The following is a 24,914-nucleotide window of genomic DNA, read 5'->3' as shown; positions in this document are numbered from 1 at the left end:
AAAGGGGCTGTCGGGAAATAGCCTCAGCCAAAAAGGGAGTTTGATGGTCAACATCAGACTCCCTTTTGATTTTTTGGCAAAGAAAAAAGATGGCTAAAAAAACCATCTTCCCTCCGTTACACATACAGAATATAATGTAACTACACATGAATACATATTATACAGAATTTTTCGAAAAAGGACAACAAAAAATAAATTTCAATCTGTATCAGATCGGTTTGCCATCCGACGATCCCGTCTTTACCCTGAAAAAAGTTTTGGAGGACTTAAACTATGCCAGTCTGCTGGAAAAATATTCACATCAGGGAAGAAAAGGATACAATCCGATTATGCTGTTCGCCGTGCTGGTTTATGCCAATATGCGGGGTGTTAAGGCAATTGACCGGATCGTAGAATTATGTCGACGCGATATTGCCTTCATCTGGNTGACCGGTGGTCTTAAACCAGGACGGGATGTATTTTATGAGTTCATAAAATACCGTCTGACGGGNGAGATCCTTTCCGGGCTGCATTATCAGTTCATGCNTCGACTGCAGAAAGAAGGATTGGTNTCCCTGAAAGCCCTTTTTATTGACGGCACAAAGATTGAAGCGAACGCCAACCGTTATACCTTTGTCTGGCGGGGAAGCATCAACTATCATCTGGCAAATCTTCTGGATCAGATCAAAACACTTTATGCGTCTTATAATGCATTGCTCAAATCCGGCGGATATGGGGGCAAATATGGTTTTTGCGAAGAAGAGATGCTGGTGATCGAAGGCATTGAGCGGGTAAAAATGGTCATTGAAAAAAACCGNAACCGTAAACTTCACGGGGAAAAGAAAGTTCCGAACAAGGCCATCATCACCATTGAAAACTGCTCACCCCTTGAACTGCTGAAGCTGCAGACAAATCTGACCACGATTGCAAAAGGTGAAGACATTCTGTTTACCGTTTCAAAGGGACAACGAAAATCCGGGCTTCAGAAACTTTACGAAGCCATTGAAAGTTGCGGNGAGCGCCTGATGAAATACAAAAACCATTTTGAAATCATGGGTGTCGATCGCAACAGCTATTCAAAAACAGATTTCGAGGCAACCTTCATGCGAATGAAAGACGACCATATGCGAAACGGACAGCTCAAACCGGCTTATAATGTCCAGATCGCCGTGGAGAATTACTTTATTATCCACAGCTATATAAGCAATGATCGTACTGATTATGATACCCTGATTCCGGTTCTNGACNGACACCGGAAGGCTTTCGGATGCTATCCGGAAGAAGTGACGGCAGACAGTGGCTACANCAGCGAAAAAAATCTTGATTTTCTNNNAGAAAANCATATCAGCAGTTACATCAAGCTGCAGGCNCATGAAAAAATGAAAACAAAAGCCTGGCATGACGATATCGGGAAGCATTACAATATGTCCGTGATGATGCNGGGCGGTATCCGCTGTTACCGCTGCCACGACGGACGGCTCCTGTCCCATATCCGGACAGAAACCGGAATGACAAAAGGGTATGAACGAAAATTTGAGGTNTACGCNTGTGACGACTGCAGCGGATGCCGTTTTAAAGCGGATTGCTTCTATCGCTACGATCCGATAAAGGATACGGATAAAAATAAAGTGATGAAGGTTAATCAGAAATGGGAGGATCTCAAAGCCCAATCGGATGAAAATATTCGTTCTGAAAAAGGCATCATTAATCGACAGATCCGTTCCATTCAGACCGAAGGTCATTTTGGTGATATCAAGGAAAACAATAACTTCAGGCGCTTCAACTATCGCTCCCGTGAAAAAGTTGAAAAGGAATTTCAGCTGTACGTTTTTGGACGNAATCTTAACAAATATCATCGTTTTATCCATCGGGAGATTGAGAAATTCGTTGGTAAAAAGAAACAGAACGCCGCCTAGAAAAAAGTTTAACTNAAAAAGTGGGACTTTCTTTTTGTGCTGCCTCAAAATAAAATAATTCTGCAAAAAACAATAACCCGCATGATTCCGGATAAGAATATCCCATTTTATCATGCGGGTTTCGTTAAATTTTTTAATTAGGGGCTAAAATCGTCATTTCCCGACAGCCCCTTTGATTTTTTATCAACCTTGTTTTCATCTCATCTCATCTCATTACTAGTCAAAACACACACATATGAAAAAGCTTAAAATTCAATAGTCTTCGAAACCGTTTTATTATTCAAGAAGATAGAATTGTGACATTAATTCTTTTTCAAAGTTAATCTTTCTAAACGGTTCAAATGGCCATTTTTGACGTTTGTTTTGAATATTAAGAGAAAATCAACGTTTTAAAATAGCAAAGCTATTTTAAATCCATATTTTTTTCAAAATTAAAATAACATTTCAGTCGGGTGATTTATATCAAATCATTTCTTATTTGTTATTCTTATGTAAATAAGATTCATAATTTTTTTCTGAAAAGATGTTTTAATCACTAAAGATTTTTGATGAAATTATTTGAACGATCTCTAAACATTCTCATTTGGTTGCAATAGTAATAAGAAATTATTCCAAATTTTTAATTTCTGCTCATCAGAAATCTCTATTACACCGCCATGAAGTCTCTTAATTTCATTTTCGGTTTTAATTTCATAATAAGTTTCCCATGTATTTGGCTTTACTCTCTTTTGAAAACGTTCATTAAGCAAATCACAGAATCCATCCTTTCCAATTACAGGAATATATATATCCATCACAAATCCATCAATCGAATTATGTTTAATTTTTGTAAAAAGCCCACACTCATTTGCAATATTATGCAAATTTTCCATTTGCTGGTTCGAGATATTATTGCACAAAAACCCAATAAAACTGTTAAGCACTGTTATATCTTTATCTGGATGATCTGCTTCCGTTCCTGAACACGACCATACGGTATCGTAACTAAGCGAATTGATTTTGTTTACTATAGGTATCATATCATTATCCATTTTTATTTTAGTCATTATTATTTCTCCTTACTATAACCATTTCAATAGCATTTCCATTACTTATGAAATATTGGACGTTCATTATAAATTTCCATCATCTATCCTGATTAATTTCAAAAGTATTGCCATAGGCTTTACATTCATAAGTATGCGTAAACTGCGACACTGTTCCATCTTTTCTTATATATCCTTTTGACTTCATTTCATTTCTAGGTATGTTCACTAAATCTCCTTTACAAATTGGACAAAACATTATATATGGTTGCGATCCCGTTTTATTTGCCATAATCTTTTCACCTCCATATAATCACTTCAAAAGGAAATCTTAAAAAGTCTTTTCCTCTACATAATTATTATTCCACCAATCATTCTGAACCATGTAGTTCTATGATCAATAATATTCATAACTTATCAGCCGCTTCAAACCCTTTTTTTGTCAGTGTGAAAACATCATGCTTTGGATTCGCCGTTACCAAATCATCATTGTAAAGTTCTTCTAATGCTGATTTCCATCGAGCCTCTTCTCGTGCTTCCTTTGATTCAACAAAGTTCAATCCATTCGTCTGAACGCTCAGTCCCAACAATGATTTTACTTTTACAATCATTCCATTGGGATCTTGACTTGCATTCTTCAGAAGTTCTATGGACTCTTTTGAAAGTTTTTGTGTTATGTTAATATCATCGGTCATTTCTCTTTTAGATACTTCTAAATCAGTTTCTTCCATAATTTTTTTGATTTCAACTAAAAATACATCTCGATGGCGTTCCCATTTTAAATCATTATTACGAGGCAATTCAAATTCAGTTACAATATTTTCTCGTAACTGGTTTAATCTCGTCTTAACCTCATGTTTATCGCTATCTAACTTTAAAACAATTTTTCTTGGGTTAACTGCACCAGCTATCTTGGAAAACTCAAACTTAGGAAGCAGAATTGTCGTATATGAATTCTGAAGAATCCAAGCTGCACCCATTTCATTTAAGCAAGCTGCACTTTCATAATAATTCTTTGAGAGGACAAAAATAACATGTAAGTTAAATTCATCAAATTGGGTTCTTAAGTACTCATAGATGTCTTCACCTAGCGGGATACCATATTCTGGTATTGACGAGCAAAACATCTGTGTTTCACCAAGCCCAATATCTTCGAACAATTCATGCAAAGCTTTTATGTATCTTTTATCTTTTGAAGAATGACTAATGAATATTTTGGGTGGTTTCATTGACATCTTTTCTCCTTTTTTTTGTTCTATCCTTTCCAAACCCTTTTCCGGAAAATAATCTTCTATGTTTTTCTTAATAATTATTAACTTGCTAGACAATTCACGAAAATGTTGTTCATCTCTCCAACCTTCCCAGAAATCATTTAATATATTTAATGTATCCAATAAAAACTGATCCTCAATAAATTTCTCTTGCAATTTCTGTAATTGAAACTGCAAATCTGCTTTCCAGTTTTCGAATTCCAGCACATCATATACTTGATTAAAAGTTGGAATTCCATTACCACCTACTACTCCGTGGAATAATGAAGGAATGTATTCTGCTTTTTCAATCAACTCTAGAAGATCCTGCTTATTATTCATTTATCCCTTTCTGCTGATATCACAATTATCTAAAACACCAACATCTCTCTTTCCCCATCTGGTTATTCCTCTAAATTAAAAAATGTTTTATATTGCATTTCAATTGTTATTATATGCCTTATCAATAATTATCTTTGCTTTTTCAAAATCCGCTTCTGTTTTAATAAGAATCTGTAAATCACCAGTACCAAAATGACCAATTCCTGTCATATCCCTTGTGAAACCATCCTCAAGATTTATTTCATCAGGGTTTAGCCTCATATGCAACAAGATCTTGCTTTGATATATTTCAGCACAAATAAAATTTTTTATTTTTTTGAAAGCAACATACAACTTTAGTTGATTTTCAGTTATATCGTCTCCCAATGATAAAATATAGTCTTTAATGGTTCCATAAATATCTTGTAGTTTTTGGGGGGCGCCCTCATATTGTTGTAAAAATGTTTTATCAGTTCCACTTTTTTTAGGTAAAGAGATACCTAAGTTCTCTATTATGGGTTTAACAATCGGTGCATTAAGATGCTCAAATAGTATTAAGTCATTACCAAATTTTTTATATCGCACAAGTTTTATATTTCTCTGCATTTGATTAACTGCATGTTCATCAAACTTTGTAAAGTCGCTGGCAATACAAATAACGCAGGGAATACTCCAGTCAATTTCATTTGCTTTTTCTATGCCCAGAATCTCCATGACCAGTAATTTAAAATCCGCCATATGATCTAACAGCCAGTCAAGATAAAATAATCCTTGGTTAATAACATTTTCATTAACACTTCGCTTATATTCGAAAATAACAGGACAGTTATTCTCGTCAATTCCTAAGCTGTCGATCCGTCCATTCGTTATTTGAAACTCACTTTTAAGAAAGGTTACTCCGAAGAAAGCTGGCATATTCTTTTCAATAAGTATTTGAAGCTCCTTCTCTAAAGTAACAGAGGTGGAAGGAAGCTCAGAAACACCATTTTGTACAGAGAATAATTTAATTTCAGCCATTTTACTACTCCTTGATGTATTTCAATTTTTAATTACCATCTTGATGAGCTACAATCAATTTTATTAGCGTTAAGAATAATTGTATCAGAAATTCAAAATAATTAAAGTTATTCTTCTCACTTTAAAAAAACGTAAAAAAACCTGCTACTTTACGTAACAGGTTCTATCTAACATCAATGTTGATGCGTAGTTCATGGTGGCGGAGAAGGTGGGATTTGAACCCACGCACCGCGTTAACGGCCTATACCCTTAGCAGGGGCACCTCTTATAGCCACTTGAGTACTTCTCCAAAGGTAATAATGCATAATTGTTTATTCAATTCTCTGGCATTTGATGGCCGAGAGGGTGGGATTCGAACCCACGTGGGCTTGCACCCTAACGGTTTTCAAGACCGCCCCGTTATGACCACTTCGGTACCTCTCGTAATTCAAAATGCAAGACTAATATTACCAGTGAAAACTCATATTGTCAAGTGGTTTGTTAAATTATTTTGAAAATTTTTATTTTTATAATTTCACAATCCAATTCAATGGATCTGCCAGGTTGCCGGTCTGGACATCATAGAGGGTATCATATATTTTTTGGGAGTATTTGCCTATTTTGCCGTCGTTAAATGTCATTTCCGTATCTTTCCACCCAAGCGTGCCAATCGGCGAAATAACGGCCGCTGTGCCGGTTGCAAAGGCTTCTGCAATTTTCCCCTGTTGATAGGCTTCATAAAGCTCGTCGATGGTGATGCGACGTTCTTCTACCGTTTCGCCCCAATGTTTCAATAATTCGATGACACTTTTTCGGGTGATGCCGTTTAAGATGGTCCCTTCCAGCGATGGGGTCACAAAAACACCGTCCATTAAAAAGAACACATTACTGGTTCCCACTTCTTCGATATACTGTCTTTTTTCGCCGTCCAGCCATAAGATCTGTTCAAAGCCCATCTCGTGAACCTTTTCCTGCGCCGCCAGACCACCGGCATAATTACCACCGCACTTGGCTTCGCCAGTCCCGCCCCGGACGGTCCGGGCATATTCCGATTCGACGTAAATCCGGCTGGGTACCATCCCACCTTTATAGTAAGATCCCACTGGAGACATGATAATCATAAATTTGTAGCGTTTGGAAACCCGAACCCCGATAAAGGGATCGGTGGCAAAAACAAAGGGACGGATATAAAGCGACGTGCCTGGAGACTTGGGAATCCAGGATTCATCCATCTTAACCAATGCTTTCAGGGCTTCCAGTAAAAACACTTCATCAATTTGCGGAATACACATCCGGGCATTGGAGCGGTTCATCCGTTTGAAATTTTCATCGGGTCTGAACAGCTGAACCTCACCTGAGGGGGTTTTATAGGCTTTTAAGCCTTCAAACACTTCCTGGGCATAATGGAGAACCATTGCCGACGGCATGATCTCTATGGGGCCATAAGGCTTAATAACGGCATCATGCCAGCCAACGCCTTCGGTATAGTCCATCTCAAACATATAGTCAGTGAATTCCACACCGAAGATCAGCGAATCTTCTTCTGGTTTGTCCTTGGGGTTTACCGTTTTAACAATTTTAATTTCCATGTCTTCCTCCGAGTTCCATAGCAAAACAAGCGCTATTTCGTGTATGAAGGTAGTATAACAAGCTTTGTATACAAAGTACAAGTGTATTTTTTAGGAATAATGTTTTTTCGAAATACATCACTGGTGGTCCTTTTTTTCTGTAAACGTCGTCTTTGTTTTCTGGCTGGGATCTAGTCATTTTTGCGGCTTTATCACGGATTTAAGGCACCGCCGGCACACCCCGACGCTAGGCCTGTCATTGATAAACTCAGGAACTAAAATAGACGATGGTTTTACCCATCGTCCTGACTTTTTTTACTCGACAAAGTATATTTCAATGTTCTGTCTGCCCCAGGCCTCACACGCTTCTTCACTATCCATATAAATATCGATAATGCCATAGCCGACGGCTCCACCCCGGTCTTCAACGGTGTAGATCCCTCCGAGAGCGGGAATATAAACTTGAGTTCCAAAGGGTATTCCACCCCAAGTGGCAATCGTTCGGCCAGACTGCGGCACAGTTCCGGACGCAGTGTTATTGCCGGTGGCGGTGTACGCGGTGGCACTGACCACCATGCTACCTTTAAAACCGCTTTCCTGATTGATCGACGTACTACCGTCGCCAGTCGCACTTTTTTCGACATTAACATTTCCGGTAACCGATGTAACCTCAACGGCTTCAGGCATGACAATCGTCGTCGAAGGTCCTACTTCAATAATTTCTTCCACTGCCGGCATGATCACTTCACAGGTGATGACTTCCCGGCTGACTTCGACGCCATTTTCATAACGGATCTTTTCTTTTTTGTTGGCTTTTCCGTTCTGTCCGACCTGAACAACAATTCTTGTTCCGGCTGGTAATTCGGGATTTTCCACAATAGTAGCCTTCATTGGTACATCTTTAATGCCAGTTGATTCCACATAAGAAATCCGGGTTACTTTGATATCGCCGGTTTTTTCGGTCAACGGGCTGTTACTTCCCGGTTCAACCTTATCGTCCTCATCGGGTTTGACCCCATTTTCTTCCAAGACATCGCCAACCGTTGCACCACCGGACAAGTAGCTAATCGTTTTACCATCAACCAGAATCTTTCCGGAAACTTTCTCTTCAATTGTTACATCAATGACATCCTTGAACAAGGTTGTCAACGGTGTACTGTATTTATATTCGTCACTGACCGGAAGATCATTAGCGATCAGAACTTCCTCCAGGGATTCGAGCAATTTTCCATTGGCAGTGTATACCTTGCCTTCGAAGTTAACCTGAACTTCTTTTTCAACGGTAAAAGCACTGGAAACACCCACAACGAGAAGCAAAATCAAGGCAATGATTCCGATCTTAACGCCGGGATATTTCTTTAGAAAACCACCGGTTTCTCTCTCTCTATTCATAAATAATACCTTTCATTTTGTCTAAATTGCATAAATAAAAGTTACACGTTTGTTACAGCAAGTTTACCATCCTACCCATTCCATGTCAAGTTTTTTGTGGCTTTTGAGGGTGCAAATGGTGACACCATCCCAATTACAAACCATGTTTTAGCCCATTCTAATGCCATAATGGGGGTTGGGGTAAATTCTTGTCCTGGCTATTTTTTATTGATTCTACCCGGATAAGCTAGTTTTTAGGAAACTGTTTTATACTACATCTTGTGCTTTAAAATGAATGAATTTTAAACGAACGGAGACCTTATGCTTGATACAAAAATAAATCACCAGCTGGTTGAAATATTGCAGACTGATCTGCTCAAATGGTTTGAAAAAGCCAAACGGGATCTGCCCTTTCGCCGCACCAGAGATCCCTATTTTATCTGGATCTCGGAAATTATGGCCCAGCAAACCCAGATTGATACATTAATACCCTTTTATAACCGATTTATAGACAGCTTTCCCACTGTTTTTTCACTGGCCCTGGCCCCCGTTGATGAGGTGATTAAAGCCTGGGAAGGATTGGGTTATTATTCCCGGGCCCGCAACCTTCATCAGGCGGCCCGCATCATTGTTGCGGACTATGACGGCCTGATGCCGGACAACTTTGCCGAACTGATCAAGCTCCCGGGGATTGGCCCCTATACCGGCGGTGCCATCGCCAGCATTGCCTTTAATGAGCCGGTCAGTGCGGTGGATGGCAATGTCCTCCGGGTGATCAGCCGTTTCTGCAACAGCTTTGCTGATATCGGTGATGCCAAAACTAAAAAACAGATGACCCGCTGGATTGAAAGCATTCTGCCGGAAGCCGCCGGGGATTTTAATGAAGCATTGATGGAACTGGGGGCCCTGATCTGTACCCCGCAAAGCCCCAAATGCCTGCTTTGCCCGATCCGCAGCGGCTGTCAAAGTCATACTGCCGGAACCACCGGGCAACTCCCGGTGAAAAAGAAAAAAACGAAGCAGCTCACCCAAAAAATGGAGGTTGGTATCGTCACCCAAAACGGCTGCCTGTTTTTTGTACGCCGGCCTGATGCCGGTCTGTTATCAGGGATGTGGTCCTTTCCGATTGTCGAAACCACGGTCGGTAACGGCCAGGATATCAAAAAAAAGCTCGGAGAAAATTTCCCCGAGCTTAATGAACCTATTTTTATTGGCACTAGCCGCCACGTTTTCTCCCATATCATCTGGGAGATGTCGGTCTATCGTTTTAATCTGGACAGCATGGTCAGCGAAACAGCGTCCCACCCGTATTTTATCTCCGCCCTGGGGGCACCACAATCTGATCATCAAACGGCCTTTAAAGCCCTGCCCCAGATTGATGACCTGGCTCTGCCGGTCGCCTTTTCCAAGCTTTTAGCACTGCTCAAGAATGCTGATTAGGCAACTGCTAAACATCGAACAACGATAACCTTATGATCGGATCTGCAGTTTTGATATTATTTAATAGCAGCTTTTAACGCTTACTGATGCCGGATCACCTGGAAGCGCTGCAGCATCACATCGCTGTCGCTTTCGGGGATGCCAGCTTTTCTTTTGGCGATGGCAATCTGTTCTTCCGGGGTATTGACCCCCTCCAGATCAGGTAGCAACAGACCGCGGTGGAGGTCCTTCTCGACAATGACCCCGTATTTCTTCGCATCCAGTTCAGCGATACTATTGACCGGTTCCGCGACGCCCAGCACATCGACCTTGATTTCCAGATCCATCAGTTCCTGTTCTTCCACCGGCATAAAGCGGGGATCATAGGTTGACGCCTCAATGGCATTGCGGATGATCTCCTGGGCGATATTTTCGGTCACTGGTCCGGTGGTACCAATACAGCCACGCAATTCGCCATGCTGATGGAGGGAGACAAAAACTCCGGCCTGATTGTTTTCCAGTTCGCCCAGCACATCGGCTTCGATGTCAACCTGATTTTTGTAATGATCAAAATTCAGCTTCCGGCCCCGTTGCACCCAGGTATTGATGGTGGCCCGGGCCAGAGCCACAAAGGGACTTTCGTTGGAACGCCTTTCTTTATAGGAAAGCATTTTATCGGCTTCATAGCGATCCAGCAGGCTGGGAATTTTCTGATCAGTCAAATCGATGAAAGCTGACATGTACCCCACCCCAAAAGGGCCTTCATAGGAAAAGACCGTGGCTTCGGTATCCAGACCGTCGGTGGCGCCCAATCCCATAATAATCGGTTTTAAACCGCATTGGCCAGCCGGTTCGTAGACCTGGTGGGGAACGGTCAAAATGGAGTAGTAATTCTTATCTTTAATACCGTTGACAATATTTTCATCAAACAGCGGTCCCATCGGATTAAAAGCATAAGGCCCTTCATCCTTGAGACAATGGGAAAGATCAGCCGAAGCCAGAATCATCGCTTCTTTGCCCCGGGCTTCAATGGCTTCCCGGATCACCTTCCCCATTTTATAAAGTTCAATCAGGCTCAGCTCGCCGATGGTAATATGAACGATTTTGTAGGTGCGATAGTATTTTTCGATAAAATAAAGGGGCACCAGCACCCCATGATCGAGGTCGAGGCTGATTTTATATTCTTTGGCGATTTTATGATTCAAGAAAATGGTGTGACAATTATTTTTTCCAAAGCCCATATTCAGCTCATCCAGAAGCCCCATGTCGCAATCTTTTTCCATCGTTATTTCGGGATGTCCAAAATTTCGCAGATCACCCTTCATCTGGTTTTCATAAACCACCGCTACCCCGTCCCGGAAGACGTTGCCGTGGGGCGTAATGCAGACAATCACTTCCGGCTTGATTTCGGCCACCTTCAGGGCCAGATCCCGTAATCCCCGAATCGTTTTTTCCGCTTCATTTTCTCGGCCTTCCCCAACCTCCGGTATCAAAACCGGCGGATGGCAGGCGATGCCCAATCCTTTTAAGTACATAGTCTCACTTCCTTATTTCTGTTTTCTATTTAATGTTATAAAACGCATCTTTCCCGGCGTAGTCACCCAGCAGTCCCAGCTGTTCTTCAATCCGCATCAGCTGATTGTATTTAGCCACCCGGTCGGTGCGCGATGGCGCCCCGGTTTTAATCTGTCCGGCATTGACCGCCACCACCAGATCGGCAATGGTGACATCCTCGGTTTCACCGGAACGGTGGGAGACCACGACGGTATAGCCAGCCCGTTTGGCCATTTCAATGGTGTCCAGGGTTTCCGTCAGGGTGCCAATCTGATTGACCTTGACCAGAATTGAATTGGCCACGCCGGTATCAATGCCTCGTTTCAGCCTTTGGGTATTGGTGACAAAGATATCATCCCCTACCAGCTGGACCTTTTTACCCAACCGCTCGGTCATGATTTTCCAGCCATCCCAATCCTCTTCATCGAGACCGTCCTCGATCGAAATGATCGGATATTTTTCAATCAACATTTCATAAAACTCGATCATTTCGGCGGCAGTTTTTTCTACCCCTTCGCCGGCCAGAAAATACTTTTTAGTTTCTTCATTATACATTTCCGAAGCTGCCACGTCCATGGCCAGCTGGACATCTTCGCCGGGAATATAACCCGCCCCTTCAATCGCCGTAACAATCAGCTGCAGCGCTTCCTCATTGGATTTCAGATTCGGGGCAAAGCCGCCTTCATCCCCCACCGAGGTGGCCATTCCTTGTTCGCCCAGTACTTTTTTCAGCTGGTGGAAGATTTCCGAGCCCATCCGCACGGCTTCCCGGAAATCCCGGGCGCCCACCGGCATGATCAGAAATTCCTGAATATCGACGTTGTTATCGGCATGTTCGCCACCGTTTAAAATATTCATCATCGGGGTTGGCAGCAGTTTGGCATTGACACCACCGAGATATTTATAAAAGGGCATCCCCAATGATTTTGCCGCCGCATGAGCCGTTGCCATTGAAATCCCCAAAATCGCATTGGCGCCCAGCTTGCTTTTGTTTTCGGTACCATCCAGCGAAATCAGCACCCCATCAATGGCAATCTGATCCGAAGCATCCATCCCCACCAGAAACTCCTGGGCATAGGCGACGCTGTCCACGGCCTTTAACACCCCTTTGCCCTGATAACGGCTACAGTCCTGGTCTCGCAGTTCCACCGCTTCAAAAGCGCCGGTAGAGGCCCCGGAAGGGACAATGCTGCGGCCCATGGTACCATCTTCTAAAATAACATCCACTTCAATAGTCGGGTTCCCGCGGGAATCCAGTATTTCTCGGGCAAAAATATCTTCAATATAAGTATTCATTTTTTCCTCCATTTTTTATTGTTTCTCCGGCACTTGCAAAACTGATCGACAGCGAAGCTCACAGTACCCCTATTCTTGTTTATACACCTAATTTCCGCAAATAAACTTTTGCCAGGAATAAATTACATACAAAAGCCCTGAAAAAGAAAATCTCTTCCAGGGCCTGGTGCTATTTTATTTTTCAGGGGCAATTAAGGGTTCACCTTCTTCATCAATCAGTACAGTGAGTCCGCCGCCAAATTCATCAAAATGGTATAAATAGTTGATTCCCGTTTCAGTATCTTCAATGACTTTACACCCGGAAGTCTCTCCGGTGGGTTCGTTGAGGACGATTTTAAATCGGTTTTTCTTTTGCTTTTTTGTTTTCATTTTTATCCTTTTCTCCTCTTAAATCAAGGTGGCCGATTTCATTATAACCAATCCCAGATAAAAAATCAATTTTTCCCGGTAAATTTTTTAAATGCTGCTTTTTTCAAATGCCTGATGGTCAGACATTTCCAATGATGCAAACTCAACTGAAGCGGCGATCGATGATCCGAACGCTTTTTTTCTCGGAACGGGGCAGCGATCCAATCGGGCCGGCCATGGGAATAACGCTCAAACCCACCCGGGATTTAAACTGCCGTTTCACCGCGGTCTCAATATCCTGTTTATCCACCCCGTTGAGAATTTCAAAAGCCAGGAAAACACAGTCTTTGCCGTCCTGATGATCCACCGTGACCAGATATTCACTGCTGACTCCATCCACGGTTTTTAAAAGCTCATCGATCTGACCGGGATAAATATTAACGCCCTTGACCTTTACCATGTCGTCAGTGCGGCCAATGATCCGGTCATGGCGGGGATGGACGGAGCCACAGGCACAAGGACCGGGAATAAAGCGGGTGATATCATGGGTCCGATAGCGCAACAACGGTGCCCCCTCCTTCCGGAAAGTCGTAATCACCAGTTCGCCATATTCCCCCATCGGTACCGGTTTTAATGTTTCCTGGTCGAGAATTTCAAAATACAGATAATCGGACCAGTAATGAAGTCCGTCATGTTCACTGCAGTCGATGGATATACCGGGACCATAGATTTCGGTGAGGCCATAAATATCAAACAGCTCAATCCCCAGTTCTTCGGCAATTCGGCTACGCATCTTGTCGCCCCAGCGTTCCGATCCGATCACGCCGCGTTTTAAATGGATCTGATCGCCCAGCTTCTGGTTGGCCACCGCTTCGGCCAGTAGCAGCGCATAGGATGAGGTTGATGCCAGCACCGTAGCTTTTAAATCGACCATCATCTGCAATTGTTTCTGGGTGTTCCCCGGCCCCATCGGAATCGCCATGGCTCCCATTTTCTCGGCTCCAGCCTGAAAGCCGATGCCGGCAGTCCAGAGACCATAGCCGGGGGTAATCTGGATCCGATCTTCCTCGGTCATCCCGGCATACTGATAACAACGGGCGAACATTTCCGCCCAGTCAGCCACGTCACCGGCGGTATAGGGAATGATCACCGGCTGACCGGTGGTTCCTGATGAAGAATGAATCCGTACCACCTCGCTGTCCGGCACCGCCTGCAAACCGAGGGGGTAGGCATTGCGCAGATCGCCCTTATCGGTGAAGGGCAGCTGCTCAAAATCCGCCATCGTTTTAATATCGTCCGCCACAATCCCCGCTTCCTTAAAACGTTGCTGATAAAAAGGACTTTTTTCTTCCAGTCGCTTGACCAGACCTTGTAAGTTTTTTAATGTTTCCATTGGCTTGTGCCTCTTTCTTTCAAAATAAAAAAGACCCATCCCTTATTGTCTACAACAATAAAAGGATGAGTCAAAATAACCCACGGTACCACCTTTATTCACAGGCTAATTTTTGCCTGTGCACTTTATCTGCAAATGCCATCACATCTGCCATCCCTTAACGTTGATGAAACGTTGTGAAATACTCAGGCCTTGCCCTTTCCTCACACCCTCAGGTGCCCATTATGCCAGTCCGCTTCCTGTCAGGCTCTCACCACCCCCGACTCGCTTTAAATGCGCTGCTGACTTTACTCCACCATCACCGGTTTGTTTTTTCTGAGTATAGCCCTAATTTTTATTTTTGTCAAGACCCATCATTTAATCACACCATTGTCCACACAGACGGCCAGATTCATTTTCTTTTCCCCGGCGGTTTCAAAAAAGATACAGGCTATATCGCCATTGCGGGTCAGGATGGTGCCCGCCCCAAAGCGCTGATGGATCACCACTCGTCCTTGCTGATAGGCCTGCAGATCAACGGTGGCGCTGCTGGCAACACTGGCATGATAGTCCTGCCATTTACCCTGCTGACGGCCAAAACTCTCGCGGTGCCGGAGCCCCGGTTTTTCCACCGGCGTTTTCTTCCGGGGCAGGCCGTCAATTAAATAGGAAATAAACGGCGATGGTTTGATATCCTTATCCCGGTGTTTGACGCACAGAAAAATCAGCTCCTGTTTAGCCCGGGTGGCCCCCACATAAAAAAGCCGGACTTCTTCAGCATAGGCCTTGGCATCTTCCGCGGCGTTGGCAACATTGGGGATCTGCCCTTCGGTGGCATCAATGATAAAGACCTTTTCAAACTCCAGACCCTTGCTGGAATGAAGGGTGGACAGGGTTACCCGGGGGATCTTCGCTTTTTTGGTCTGCGGTTCCTGCAGCTTTTCGGCCAGCATTTCCAGTTTGTCGAAAAAGGCCGAAAAACTGGGGACGCGACCACCAAGAATCTTCAGCACTGCCAGCTTTTGTTCAATATTTTCTTCGGATTGCCCGGAACTGATCCGGAAATTCAGATAGGACCGATAGCCCAGATCATCGAGAATCATCCCGATACCTTTCTGGGGCGGCGCTGTTTTGAGATTTTTGAACCCGGCTTTGAGATCTTTGAGCCGTTTAACCTGCCAGGCCCGTTCGCCGCTGATCCGGATCAAAGCATCAAAGGCATTTTCCCCGGACTTCATCTGCTGACCCAGCTGCTTAATGGTATCCCGGGATATCGCCGCATCCATCTTATAGTAAACCTGGGTAAATAAATCGAGATCCCCGGGATTATCGGCAAACTGATGAAAGAGGCGAATATCCTTGATTAAAAAATGGCCAAAAAACTGGGGATTGTGTTCCTTGATATGATAAGCGATCCCGGCCTCATCGAGCAGATCAACCAGCGGAATGGCTGACTCATTGTTGCGGTAGAGCACGGCAATTTCTTTACCTTCCCGGCGAATCGCTGCGATAATCAGCTGGTATTGGGCTTCACTGGATTCTACCCATTCCCGGGCAATTGGCACGCCGGTAAACGCATTACTATCAGGCACCACCATTTCTTTTTGATAGCGCTCATGGTTCAGCTTGATAAAGGCATTGGCCTTGTCGACAATCTGCCGGGTACTGCGGTAATTGGTTTCCATTAACAGGACCTCACCCTGGGGCCAGGTTTCTTTAAAGGTCAGCAACGATTCAGGAAAGGCCCCCCGAAAACCGTAGATACTCTGATCCTCATCCCCGACCATAAACAGGTTTCCAGTTTCCCCGGTTAACAACTCAATGATTTTGAACTGAATCTTTGAAGTATCCTGGGCTTCATCCAAATGAATATAGGGATATTTGTTCTGAAAAAAGGCCAGCATCTCGGGATATTTTTTCAGGAGACCCCAGGCATATTTCAAGATATCATCAAAATCCATCAACTGTTCTTTGAGTTTATGGTTTTCGTAAGCTTCATAGATTTGCAGGAAATCAACCTCCAGACTTGGCAGCAATTTTATTTCCGCCTCGGTCAGCATCATGTTTTTGCAGAAACCAATCCGCTGACAGATTTCCGCCAACTCAATTTCTCCGGGATGCTCCTGAAACAGTTGTCGGTACAGCTCCCGGATCACCGGAGTGGTGTTGGCCAGCACGGAATGAGCGCGGCGCCGGTAACTCCGTTCATAGTATCGGATTACCCCCAGAGCAAAACTGTGGATGGTGCTGAAGTGGAGGGTTTCCGCCTGGGATTCGCCAAACATTTTGCTGTAACGGGCTTTCAGATCCCGGGCCCCCATGCGGCTGAAAGTCAGGGTCAGGATCGCCCCCGGATCGATGCGCTCGACCCTCAGCAGATAGGCAATCCGGCAGATGATCACCGTGGTTTTGCCGCTGCCCGGCACCGCCAGCAGCAGACTTTGGCCCCGGGTCCGAACCACCGCCTGTTCCTGCTGGGGATTCAGTTTTATTTGATAAGATTGTTTAAATGTCTCAAAATTTTTCATGGCTTCATTATAGCCGAAAAATGTTTTTTAATCCAGTCTGTCGGCGATCTGACTATCACAAGGTCCTGGTCAGGTCGCTGAAAAACCTCCCCGTAGAGTAGTTTCCCAACTGTTAAAATTTGTTAAATTTTGATTTTTCTAATAAATTAGTCGTTTACCCAAGTTCTTTTCGGGTATAATCAACTCAGAAACAATTTTGAAATAGGGAAGGAGTATCATTATGAGTTTTGAAGATGGAATGAAGGGGTTCACCTTTGGCATGATTTCTTTAATCTGCATTGGTGTCAACATTATTTTAACAACAGTTGGACTAAGTACCATCGCATCGATTGTCAGTCTGGCTGGTCTGGTTACTGCTATTATGGCTTTTGTTTATGGCAAAAAAGAACTGGCTGCTGATCCGGATAATAAAAAAGCTAAAACCGGAAAAACAATCGGTCTGGTGCTGATTATTATTAACATCGTCTTTGCGGTCATTGCAATTGTTGCTTTAGTTGCGCTGTTTGGCTTAGCTGCCTCTATGTAATTATATTTAGCTTTTACGGCAATTTTTTGCTAAATAAAGAGACACCCTTCAGCCAATGAATGGGTGTCTTTTTGTGCCGCTATGCCATAATAACTTATTGATTCATTTTTCGGGCCAGTTCATAAATCTGACGCTCATCCTCATCAGTGAGGATTTTTTCCATGGCAAAAGCAATAAACAGCACCCCAAACACATCCATTATAAAACGTATCAGGGTAAATTTGATACCCAAGGATGATACTTCAAATAATAATAGCGGTATTTTCATCGAGGCCCAGGCCCCGACAATAATCCATACATTGGCCAAACGGCTACCCTTATTGAGAAATACCCCGGCTACCGGAAAAGCGCCGTAGAGCGGACCGGCTGCGGCTGATCCCAAAAAAAAGCCCAACAGGATGCCTACTATTCCCGAGTCTTTGCCCATATATTTTACCATCGTTTCTTTTTTAACCCAGACATCCAATAATCCAATTAAAATAAAAATCGGTGGCAACACTCCTAACATCCCTAAAATATTTTCCAGCGCTGCACCATAAATCTTTATCCCCAAAGCTGGCTTAACTGCCAATATAATCAGTGTGACGAGGATCATCACGCTGAGGAAACGGTAGCGTTTCAATATTTCGATGCTTTTCTTATTCATCATAACAACACCCCCATCACAACCGCAACCAAAATCGAAAAAACAAAGCCCATCCCATTTCTTAAGATTGTTGCTTTTTTACCGAAATAAAGAAACTCCATGGGCATGGTCACAATCCCTACCATCATCAGGGTCGATACAAAGGCTCCAATCTGCATCGTTCCGGCTCCATTTTCCAAAAGCGCGGCCGCCAACGGGAATGCGACAAAACCCGGGATCAAGGTAATTGAACCGATAACGGCGGCAATCAAAACCCCAACCCAGCCGGAATCCGCTCCAATCAGCTGGGAAATCTGCTGTGCTGACAAAATGCTGAGCAGGACCCCAATTAAAAGAATAATCCCCAAAAATTGAGGCATTATATTGGCGAAGGCTTTCCACGCCTTTTTTAATGCCAGAATGGTATTTTCCTTGCTTTTCACAAAGGAAAAAATTAATCCGATGGCGGCCAATCCATAAAAAACTAGTGTCATGATCATCTCTTCTTCCTCATTTCCGGTAGATTTTTTTCGGCAACGCCAACCTTTCGTTCATACTTCTTGATTGCGCAAAGCCCCCGACCGATCTTTATATTAAAACACTTTTTATCGTTAACGTTCGCATCCGGTAATCATCACTTCACTATTTTGTCCCAATGAAAAAAATCCGCTTGAACTCAAATAAAATCTTACCGTTTTTCTGAACATTATACCCTTTTTTGATTTCCTGCAATACTTTTTTATAGAATTCCGCCTTCTGCGACTCCGCAAATCGATTTGCATAGGGTCTTAGCCCCGTACTCATACAGAATTGTAAAATGTCTTCATGTGTGTTCATCATATGAAAATAATTGGTTTGCCACAATTCAATCCTTGAAAATCTCCCCATCATAGGTCTTTACAGCATCGGCAATGCATCCGGCAATGGTCATGGCCGAGAAATAGGGTATCTGAACCGCCAATATTCCTGTCGGCATCAGAACTTCACTTAAATTCCTGATCACTTTTGCCTGATCTTCAAACCATTGCAGGGCGGCATTTGAAAAAATCAGATCAAATTCCCCTAAATCATTCAGCGGTTTGCTGCAATCACGTTCCAACCAGGTTACATCCTTAAGGGTTTCTCTTGCTTGTGTTAACATTGATGGCGACGAATCGGCACCCAGAATTTCAGCTTCTTTGAATCGTTTTCGTAATGGCAGAGCACTCATTCCCGATCCACAGCCAATATCGATTATCCGTTTAAATGAATCACCGGCGATTCTGTTTACCAGATCTACTGACGGTTGTGCTCGTTCTTTTTCAAATTGACGATACAGCGTTACATTCCAGTCTTCCATCTTTTCGACCTCCCCAAAAGTGTATTTTAATTGATTGTTTTATTATAACGGATACTATATAATTTGTGAAATAGATCTTTTTGATCTCATCAATTCGAAATTATGATCATAGGAGCTTACATGGATACTCAGCATTTAAAAACCTTTATTCAGCTATCATCCACTAAAAATTTTACCCAAACCGCAAAACTGCTTTTTGTGGCCCAATCTACCGTCACCAACCGGATCAATGAGCTGGAAAAAGCACTTGGCAAACAACTGTTTGTACGCGATAAAAAACAGGTTTCCCTAACCGCCGAAGGGCAATTGTTTTTAGGCTACGCCAAACGGCTCCTGGAACTGGAGGAAGCTGCCATCGAACAAATCAATGCCCCTGATTTTTGCCGCAAGCTGATTCGTTTTGGCACGACCAATTCCATTTATGAAAATTACCTATATCCCATTATCCATTCGGTGTTATCCAATGATTTAAATACCGCCACCAGAATCATCATCAATCATTCCTTTGAGGTGCTTTCATTTCTTCAAGACGGTCTAATCGACATCGCCTTTACTTATATTCCTTTTACCAAAAACGGTTATATCTGTATGCCCTTTAAAGAAGATGAATTGATTCTGGTGACGAGCAAAAACAATCCTGCTTTTGCTCGCGGCATTGCCCAGAAAGATCTGATCGCTCTTGATTATCTTTTCTGCAATTTTGCCCTTCAGAAAGTTGGGCTATTCATCCGCGAATTATTCCCGCCCCATCATCAATTTAAATTCGAAATTGATAACAGCAGTAAACTGATTCCCTTTTTATTAGACGGCACCGGTTACAGTTTTTTACCCAAAAGTCTGATCTCCCAATATCTCGAGGATCACTCGCTAATCTCAATTCCGTTATTGGATTTTAACACACCCACCATCAAAAGCTATTACACCTATAAATATGACGATCCCTTTGTTTTGACCAAAATTATCCCCTTAATTGAAGCCTAACCGGTTATCGAATAGCTGTAAACAAAAGAACACCCGGTTGAAGACTTTTTATGGTCTTCAACCGGGTGTAATTCGTAGTTCTTAATTTGCCACTGTTTATTTAGACGCCGTAGTAGGCCTGATCCATAACGCCTTTAAGCTTCTCACGAGTCACTTCTACCGGATTGGTGGTGGTGCAGATATCGGCCATGGCCTTGTCCAGCATTTCTTCCCGGGCACCCAGATAATCGGCTTCGGAAACCCCGAAAGCCTTTAGCGAAACGGGGATATTTAATGACGCACTGAGGGCGACCACGCTGTTATACAGAGTTTCGGTGGCGTTGCCGGAGACGTTTAAGATGCCAGAACCGCTTAACAACCGGGCATATTGATGCTGCACCTTTTCGTCCTGACCGTTAAAACGGATCACATAAGGCAAGACAATGGCATTGGCCAGTCCGTGGGGCAGATGGAACATCGCGCCGAAGGCATGGGCAATACTGTGGGTGATTCCCAGACCGGCGCTGTTAAAGGCGATCCCGGCCATACAGGAGGCAATCTGCATGCTGCCTTTGGCTTCCAGATCCGAGCCATTCACATAACTGGGGTACAGACTGCGGAAGACCAGTTCCACGGCTTTATTGGCATAACACCGGGCAAAAGGATTGTTCTGGGTGGAAATAAAGGCTTCAATGGCATGGGTCATGACATCCATTCCGGTGGCCGCTGTCGCGCCGGCCGGGACGCTTTCAATCAGTTGGGGATCAAGGATCGCTTCATCCGGCATCATCAGGATATCGGTTAAAGGAATCTTGGTATTTTTCTGTTTATCGGTGATAACGGCGTATTCGGTGACCTCGGAGCCGGTTCCGGCAGTGGTCGGAATGGCGATAAACATTGGTTTATGAACATAGCGGTCTTCAAAAAAGATCCGTTTGAAGTTAACGCAATAAAAAATTATCGCCTTGGCCGCATCAATAACCGAACCACCACCGATGGCAATCAGGGCATCCGGCTTGTTCATTATAATATGCATCAACCCTTTTTCCACAATTTCGGTGGACGGATCGGACTCAATATCAGCAAAAACGTGGTAGGTAATGCCTTTGGCATCAAGTTCGTCGGTTAATTTTTTTAATAAACCAAACTTGACCATCCCCTGGTCAGTGGCAATACAGACATTTTTGAAATTATGTTTCTCAATTTGTTTCAGGGAACCTTCCCCATAATAAATTGCTGGCTTCACTTGAAAAAATCGCATGGGTTTTTCCTCACATTCTAAATTTTAACTTTCTTAATGCTTCTTTCCGCCACAGCGGAATCCGACTTGGATAATGATTGAACTTTTTTCATTATAGCAAGAATCCTTGTTAAAATATAGATTATCCCTAATTTTTATTCCATGATGACCATTAAGTATCATGATTTTACACCAATGCAAAAAGTCTATTGAATACCAAACTCTGTTTGACATTCAATAGACTTTTTTGTCGTGCACCCCATTTCGACTACCAACTTCCAAGCGTTACACAGGCAGTTAGCTCAAATCAGATGATCCTCCGGCACATAGAAGGTCTTACTTACCGCTGCTTCATTCCTGACCTGACGGGGTTCATAAGTTTCTATTGCGAAGGGTCCAACTCTCAACGCCACTTTCCTCTGGCAGACCTCAAACCTTGGCGCCTCGATGGGGAATTCAACCCTGCTACAGCGGATTGCAGGTTACAAAGCACCGCTAACTCTCCGTCTAGCACGACCCTGTTATTATAGCCTATTAATTTATAATTGACAAGAAAAAATAATTTCTTTAAGAAAGATGAAACTTGCAATAATTGGGTAAGTATTAATTATGCCAAGTTTATCTTTGGCGATTATATTTGATTAGGAGGGTTCAGTTTGTATAACATACTTTTAGGCGGAGCCGCCGGAGATGGCATTGAAACAATGTCAGGTCTTCTAGAAAAAATGCTGAAACAATCGGGTTGTCATCTTTTTACAATCCGTGATTTTATGTCCCGGGTCCGGGGTGGCCATAATTTTACCCAGATCCGATTTGCTAATCAACCCCTTCATGCCCACCGGGATAACCTCGATGGTATTTTTGCCATCGACGAAACGACCTATCGGGAACACTACTCTCAGTTATCGGCTGATGGTTTTATTCTATGCGACCAGGCCCTGGCCATTGATGATCCCCGGGTTCTTAAGCTCCCCCTCAAGGACGTCGCTAAAGAACTTGGAAACCCCAAGGTGATCAGCAGTGTGGCCATTGGAGCACTACTTAAAATTTTCGGTTTTTCCCTGGCGCACGCCACCGACATTCTCAAAGCCAACCTTCGGAAAGATCTGGTCGAGATCAACTTAAGTGCCCTCCATCGGGGTTTTGATCTAACCGAACCGCGGTTCGGCTTTAAGCCGGTGCAAACTTCAGACCATCTGCTGGTGTCGGGTAATACCGCCATCGGTTTGGGGGCAGTCGCGGCCGGAATCCGTTTTTATTCGGCTTACCCGATGTCTCCATCGACTACCCTGCTGGACTTTTTTAGTACCCACAGCAGCACCATGGCCATTGCCGTGGAACAGGCCGAAGACGAAATTGCCGCCATCAATATGGCCATTGGGGCTTCCTATGCCGGAGCCACCGCGATGACCGGCACCTCCGGCGGCGGCTTTTCACTGATGGTCGAAGCCCTGGGCTTTACCGGTATTGCCGAAATTCCGCTGGTGGCAGTGGACGTCCAGCGCCCCGGACCAGCCACCGGCTTTCCTACCCGGACTGAACAAAGTGATCTGAAATTTGTCATTTCGGCATCCCAGGGGGAATTCCCGCGGATGGTTATTGCCCTGCGGGATCACGCCGATTGTTTCTACCAGACCGCCCGGAGCCTGGCCCTGGCTAAAAAATATCAGCTCCCGGTAATCCTCTTAAGTGATCAATATCTGGCTGATTCGACCACCACCATCCCGATGCTTGATGCCAGTGAAATTGTCCGCTTCAGTGAACCGGAAGTTACGGATTTGACCCCAGATCAGCGCTACAGTCGTTATGCCCTCACCGAAAATGGCATCTCGCCGCTGCGCACCCCCGGCAAATCCGAAGCGCTGGTGCGGGTCGACAGTGATGAGCATGATGAATGGGGCCAGATTACTGAATCTGCCACCATCCGCAATCAGATGGTGAAAAAACGAATGAACAAGCTGGAAGGCTTGAAAGCGGAACTGATTGAACCGGAGTTCTGGGGAGCTGATCAATGCCAGTCCTTACTGGTTGGTTTTGGTTCCACCAGCGGTGCCATCAAAGAAGCCGTTGACATCCTCAACCAGACCGAAAAAAATTACGGTGCCCTGCTTTTCGGAGATATCTATCCCCTGCCCACTCAACAGCTCCAGCATTTTGCCGCCCAGGTGATGGAAATAATCAACGTCGAGCAAAATGCCACCGGCCAACTGGCTGCGCTGCTTCGCGAAGAAGCTCTGATCAGCTGCGAACATAGCATTCTGAAGTATGACGGCCGGCAATTATCCGTAGATGATATTCTCACCGGCATCAAAAATCTCAAGGGAGGTTTCTAACATGAGTAACTCAACATTCACTACCTATGAAACGGCCTGGTGCCCTGGTTGCGGCAATTACGCCATTCTCGAAACCCTCACCGGGGTTTTGAACCAGATGGAAACACCACCCCATCAAGTTGTTCTGGTCGGCGGCATTGGTCAGGCCGCCAAAACAAACCAATACATCACCGCCAATGGCTTCAGCGGTCTTCATGGCCGTTCCCTGCCGGCTGCGGTTGCCATTAAAATTGCCAACAATGATCTGACGGTAATTGTCAATAGTGGCGACGGCGATTCTTACGGCGAAGGAGGCAATCACTTTCTTCATAATATTCGCCGCAATGTGGATATCACCCATTTTGTCCATGATAACCAGATCTATGGACTGACCAAAGGCCAGCCCTCTCCTACCTCTGATCCCTGCGACCTGGCCCATAAAACCAATACCTGTAATATGGGGGCCACTTTTAATCCGCTTCTGATTGCCATTGCCGCTGGTGCCACCTTTGTGGCCCGCTCCTTTTCTGGTGACAAAAGCCATCTCGCTCAGATCATGGCTGCGGCCATTAAGCATCCGGGCTACGCCCTGGTAGATATCCTCCAGCCCTGTGTCAGTTTTAACAAAACCAACACCTTTGCTTATTACAAACAGCGGGTTAAACCCCTGGATGATCGCTATGACCCCACCAATAAACTGGCCGCCATCGAAAAAGCCATGGAATTCGGCGACACCATCCCGATTGGTATCCTCTATCAGGAACAGGCACCAACCTACGCCGATAAGCGTCCTGAACTATTTGATGCTGTTCCTCTGATCGATAAATCAGTACGTCTAAGCGATGTCCAAGCCTTAATCAACAGCTATATTTAATAGGATTCCAGTCTTATTCCAGAAGCGGCATAATCGCTTATTGACATTTTGATCAAAAATCTTTAAAAAAACTTAAAATTCAGCCTTTTAATTTC

21 protein-coding genes, 2 tRNA genes, 1 other RNA gene and 1 other annotated feature are annotated in these 24,914 nt (G+C 44.1%); of the genes, 6 read left to right on the top strand and 18 right to left on the bottom strand.

Annotated features, from left to right (window positions below):
* Nucleotides 1-146: 146 nt before the first annotated feature.
* On the top strand, nucleotides 147-1,895 hold the full coding sequence (locus A3KS_RS21170; protein WP_035356185.1) for an IS1182 family transposase: 1,749 nt from the start codon (nucleotides 147-149) through the stop codon (nucleotides 1,893-1,895).
* Nucleotides 1,896-2,464: 569 nt separating this feature from the next.
* Here the strand turns inward: A3KS_RS21170 and A3KS_RS0112415 are convergent.
* The 8 genes from A3KS_RS0112415 to A3KS_RS0112380 all read right to left on the bottom strand — a co-directional run bounded on the left by A3KS_RS0112415 (nucleotide 2,465) and on the right by A3KS_RS0112380 (nucleotide 8,447).
* On the bottom strand, nucleotides 2,465-2,941 hold the full coding sequence (locus A3KS_RS0112415; protein ID WP_026395194.1) for a hypothetical protein: 477 nt from the start codon (nucleotides 2,939-2,941) through the stop codon (nucleotides 2,465-2,467).
* A gap of 79 nt (nucleotides 2,942-3,020) precedes the next feature.
* Nucleotides 3,021-3,212 (bottom strand): hypothetical protein, encoded by a 192-nt coding sequence (locus A3KS_RS0112410; protein ID WP_026395193.1) that lies wholly within the window; start codon nucleotides 3,210-3,212, stop codon nucleotides 3,021-3,023.
* Between the two features lie 115 nt (nucleotides 3,213-3,327).
* Nucleotides 3,328-4,512, bottom strand: coding sequence for a toll/interleukin-1 receptor domain-containing protein (locus A3KS_RS22675; RefSeq protein ID WP_051355849.1), 1,185 nt, complete (start codon nucleotides 4,510-4,512; stop codon nucleotides 3,328-3,330).
* A gap of 99 nt (nucleotides 4,513-4,611) precedes the next feature.
* Nucleotides 4,612-5,508, bottom strand: coding sequence for a DUF5655 domain-containing protein (locus A3KS_RS0112400; RefSeq protein ID WP_026395192.1), 897 nt, complete (start codon nucleotides 5,506-5,508; stop codon nucleotides 4,612-4,614).
* A gap of 197 nt (nucleotides 5,509-5,705) precedes the next feature.
* Nucleotides 5,706-5,797, bottom strand: a tRNA-Ser gene (locus A3KS_RS0112395).
* 45 nt (nucleotides 5,798-5,842) lie between these two features.
* Nucleotides 5,843-5,931: transfer RNA gene (locus tag A3KS_RS0112390), tRNA-Ser, on the bottom strand.
* A gap of 83 nt (nucleotides 5,932-6,014) precedes the next feature.
* The gene (locus A3KS_RS0112385; protein WP_026395191.1) at nucleotides 6,015-7,076 is read right to left on the bottom strand and encodes a branched-chain amino acid aminotransferase; all 1,062 of its coding nucleotides are present in this window, start codon (nucleotides 7,074-7,076) and stop codon (nucleotides 6,015-6,017) included.
* 294 nt (nucleotides 7,077-7,370) lie between these two features.
* Entirely contained in the window at nucleotides 7,371-8,447 is a 1,077-nt protein-coding gene (locus tag A3KS_RS0112380; protein WP_026395190.1) for a resuscitation-promoting factor, read from the bottom strand.
* Between the two features lie 300 nt (nucleotides 8,448-8,747).
* Here A3KS_RS0112380 and mutY point away from each other — a divergent pair, with 300 nt between their 5' ends.
* Entirely contained in the window at nucleotides 8,748-9,866 is a 1,119-nt protein-coding gene (gene mutY, locus A3KS_RS0112375; protein WP_026395189.1) for an A/G-specific adenine glycosylase, read from the top strand.
* A gap of 80 nt (nucleotides 9,867-9,946) precedes the next feature.
* On the opposite strand, the gene amrA is transcribed toward mutY, so the two are convergent.
* The 5 genes from amrA to A3KS_RS0112350 all read right to left on the bottom strand — a co-directional run bounded on the left by amrA (nucleotide 9,947) and on the right by A3KS_RS0112350 (nucleotide 16,943).
* On the bottom strand, nucleotides 9,947-11,380 hold the full coding sequence (gene amrA, locus A3KS_RS0112370; protein WP_026395188.1) for an AmmeMemoRadiSam system protein A: 1,434 nt from the start codon (nucleotides 11,378-11,380) through the stop codon (nucleotides 9,947-9,949).
* A gap of 25 nt (nucleotides 11,381-11,405) precedes the next feature.
* Nucleotides 11,406-12,695 (bottom strand): phosphopyruvate hydratase, encoded by a 1,290-nt coding sequence (eno, locus tag A3KS_RS0112365; RefSeq protein WP_026395187.1) that lies wholly within the window; start codon nucleotides 12,693-12,695, stop codon nucleotides 11,406-11,408.
* Nucleotides 12,696-12,869: 174 nt separating this feature from the next.
* Entirely contained in the window at nucleotides 12,870-13,064 is a 195-nt protein-coding gene (locus A3KS_RS0112360; RefSeq protein ID WP_026395186.1) for a DUF6440 family protein, read from the bottom strand.
* 142 nt (nucleotides 13,065-13,206) lie between these two features.
* Nucleotides 13,207-14,436, bottom strand: coding sequence for a phenylacetate--CoA ligase family protein (locus A3KS_RS0112355; protein ID WP_026395185.1), 1,230 nt, complete (start codon nucleotides 14,434-14,436; stop codon nucleotides 13,207-13,209).
* Nucleotides 14,437-14,494: 58 nt separating this feature from the next.
* Nucleotides 14,495-14,747 (bottom strand) — a binding site (T-box leader).
* A gap of 42 nt (nucleotides 14,748-14,789) precedes the next feature.
* Entirely contained in the window at nucleotides 14,790-16,943 is a 2,154-nt protein-coding gene (locus A3KS_RS0112350; RefSeq protein WP_026395184.1) for an ATP-dependent helicase, read from the bottom strand.
* Nucleotides 16,944-17,163: 220 nt separating this feature from the next.
* On the opposite strand from A3KS_RS0112350, the gene A3KS_RS0112345 reads away from it, so the two are divergent.
* Nucleotides 17,164-17,469 carry a hypothetical protein gene (locus A3KS_RS0112345; RefSeq protein WP_026395183.1) on the top strand — a complete coding sequence of 102 codons (306 nt, stop codon included), beginning with the start codon at nucleotides 17,164-17,166 and terminating at the stop codon, nucleotides 17,467-17,469.
* Between the two features lie 94 nt (nucleotides 17,470-17,563).
* On the opposite strand, the gene A3KS_RS0112340 is transcribed toward A3KS_RS0112345, so the two are convergent.
* From A3KS_RS0112340 to A3KS_RS21160, 3 genes are all read right to left on the bottom strand, one after another.
* On the bottom strand, nucleotides 17,564-18,118 hold the full coding sequence (locus A3KS_RS0112340; protein WP_341349848.1) for a permease: 555 nt from the start codon (nucleotides 18,116-18,118) through the stop codon (nucleotides 17,564-17,566).
* Nucleotides 18,115-18,591: a permease gene (locus A3KS_RS0112335; protein ID WP_026395181.1), complete on the bottom strand. Its 477-nt coding sequence runs from the start codon at nucleotides 18,589-18,591 to the stop codon at nucleotides 18,115-18,117. The genes A3KS_RS0112340 and A3KS_RS0112335 overlap by 4 nt, the downstream gene beginning before the upstream one ends.
* A 368-nt stretch (nucleotides 18,592-18,959) precedes the next feature.
* Entirely contained in the window at nucleotides 18,960-19,433 is a 474-nt protein-coding gene (locus A3KS_RS21160) for a methyltransferase domain-containing protein (protein WP_051355847.1), read from the bottom strand.
* A 120-nt stretch (nucleotides 19,434-19,553) separates the two neighbouring features.
* On the opposite strand from A3KS_RS21160, the gene A3KS_RS0112325 reads away from it, so the two are divergent.
* Nucleotides 19,554-20,414, top strand: a complete 861-nt coding sequence (locus A3KS_RS0112325; protein WP_026395180.1) for a LysR family transcriptional regulator — start codon at nucleotides 19,554-19,556, stop codon at nucleotides 20,412-20,414.
* Nucleotides 20,415-20,514: 100 nt separating this feature from the next.
* Here A3KS_RS0112325 and A3KS_RS0112320 read toward each other — a convergent pair whose 3' ends face one another.
* Both A3KS_RS0112320 and ffs read right to left on the bottom strand, forming a co-directional pair.
* Nucleotides 20,515-21,654: a 1-propanol dehydrogenase PduQ gene (locus A3KS_RS0112320; protein WP_026395179.1), complete on the bottom strand. Its 1,140-nt coding sequence runs from the start codon at nucleotides 21,652-21,654 to the stop codon at nucleotides 20,515-20,517.
* Between the two features lie 229 nt (nucleotides 21,655-21,883).
* An RNA gene (ffs, locus tag A3KS_RS23230) (signal recognition particle sRNA large type) lies at nucleotides 21,884-22,149 on the bottom strand.
* 140 nt (nucleotides 22,150-22,289) lie between these two features.
* Here ffs and A3KS_RS0112315 point away from each other — a divergent pair.
* Both A3KS_RS0112315 and A3KS_RS0112310 read left to right on the top strand, forming a co-directional pair.
* Nucleotides 22,290-23,966 (top strand): 2-oxoacid:acceptor oxidoreductase subunit alpha, encoded by a 1,677-nt coding sequence (locus A3KS_RS0112315; RefSeq protein ID WP_026395178.1) that lies wholly within the window; start codon nucleotides 22,290-22,292, stop codon nucleotides 23,964-23,966.
* A gap of 1 nt (nucleotide 23,967) precedes the next feature.
* A complete protein-coding gene (locus tag A3KS_RS0112310; protein WP_026395177.1) occupies nucleotides 23,968-24,819 on the top strand; it encodes a 2-oxoacid:ferredoxin oxidoreductase subunit beta in 852 nt (283 codons plus the stop codon).
* Nucleotides 24,820-24,914 lie beyond the last annotated feature (95 nt).

Source organism: Acetobacterium malicum subsp. dehalogenans DSM 11527, from assembly GCF_000472665.1.
Lineage (GTDB): Bacteria > Bacillota > Clostridia > Eubacteriales > Eubacteriaceae > Acetobacterium > Acetobacterium malicum.
Note: the sequence above shows the minus strand (reverse complement) of the source record. Positions and strands in the feature narration are given on the sequence as shown.

Excerpts from the sequence above, each read along its gene's own strand:
- A3KS_RS0112415 (WP_026395194.1), bottom strand. The coding sequence starts at position 2,941 with ATGACTAAAATAAAAATGGATAATGATATGATACCTATAGTAAACAAA.
- A3KS_RS0112410 (WP_026395193.1), bottom strand. The coding sequence starts at position 3,212 with ATGGCAAATAAAACGGGATCGCAACCATATATAATGTTTTGTCCAATT.
- A3KS_RS22675 (WP_051355849.1), bottom strand. The coding sequence starts at position 4,512 with ATGAATAATAAGCAGGATCTTCTAGAGTTGATTGAAAAAGCAGAATAC.
- A3KS_RS0112400 (WP_026395192.1), bottom strand. The coding sequence starts at position 5,508 with ATGGCTGAAATTAAATTATTCTCTGTACAAAATGGTGTTTCTGAGCTT.
- A3KS_RS0112385 (WP_026395191.1), bottom strand. The coding sequence starts at position 7,076 with ATGGAAATTAAAATTGTTAAAACGGTAAACCCCAAGGACAAACCAGAA.
- A3KS_RS0112380 (WP_026395190.1), bottom strand. The coding sequence starts at position 8,447 with ATGAATAGAGAGAGAGAAACCGGTGGTTTTCTAAAGAAATATCCCGGC.
- mutY (WP_026395189.1), top strand. The coding sequence starts at position 8,748 with ATGCTTGATACAAAAATAAATCACCAGCTGGTTGAAATATTGCAGACT.
- amrA (WP_026395188.1), bottom strand. The coding sequence starts at position 11,380 with ATGTACTTAAAAGGATTGGGCATCGCCTGCCATCCGCCGGTTTTGATA.
- eno (WP_026395187.1), bottom strand. The coding sequence starts at position 12,695 with ATGAATACTTATATTGAAGATATTTTTGCCCGAGAAATACTGGATTCC.
- A3KS_RS0112360 (WP_026395186.1), bottom strand. The coding sequence starts at position 13,064 with ATGAAAACAAAAAAGCAAAAGAAAAACCGATTTAAAATCGTCCTCAAC.
- A3KS_RS0112355 (WP_026395185.1), bottom strand. The coding sequence starts at position 14,436 with ATGGAAACATTAAAAAACTTACAAGGTCTGGTCAAGCGACTGGAAGAA.
- A3KS_RS0112350 (WP_026395184.1), bottom strand. The coding sequence starts at position 16,943 with ATGAAAAATTTTGAGACATTTAAACAATCTTATCAAATAAAACTGAAT.
- A3KS_RS0112345 (WP_026395183.1), top strand. The coding sequence starts at position 17,164 with ATGAGTTTTGAAGATGGAATGAAGGGGTTCACCTTTGGCATGATTTCT.
- A3KS_RS0112340 (WP_341349848.1), bottom strand. The coding sequence starts at position 18,118 with ATGATGAATAAGAAAAGCATCGAAATATTGAAACGCTACCGTTTCCTC.
- A3KS_RS21160 (WP_051355847.1), bottom strand. The coding sequence starts at position 19,433 with ATGGAAGACTGGAATGTAACGCTGTATCGTCAATTTGAAAAAGAACGA.
- A3KS_RS0112325 (WP_026395180.1), top strand. The coding sequence starts at position 19,554 with ATGGATACTCAGCATTTAAAAACCTTTATTCAGCTATCATCCACTAAA.
- A3KS_RS0112320 (WP_026395179.1), bottom strand. The coding sequence starts at position 21,654 with ATGCGATTTTTTCAAGTGAAGCCAGCAATTTATTATGGGGAAGGTTCC.
- A3KS_RS0112310 (WP_026395177.1), top strand. The coding sequence starts at position 23,968 with ATGAGTAACTCAACATTCACTACCTATGAAACGGCCTGGTGCCCTGGT.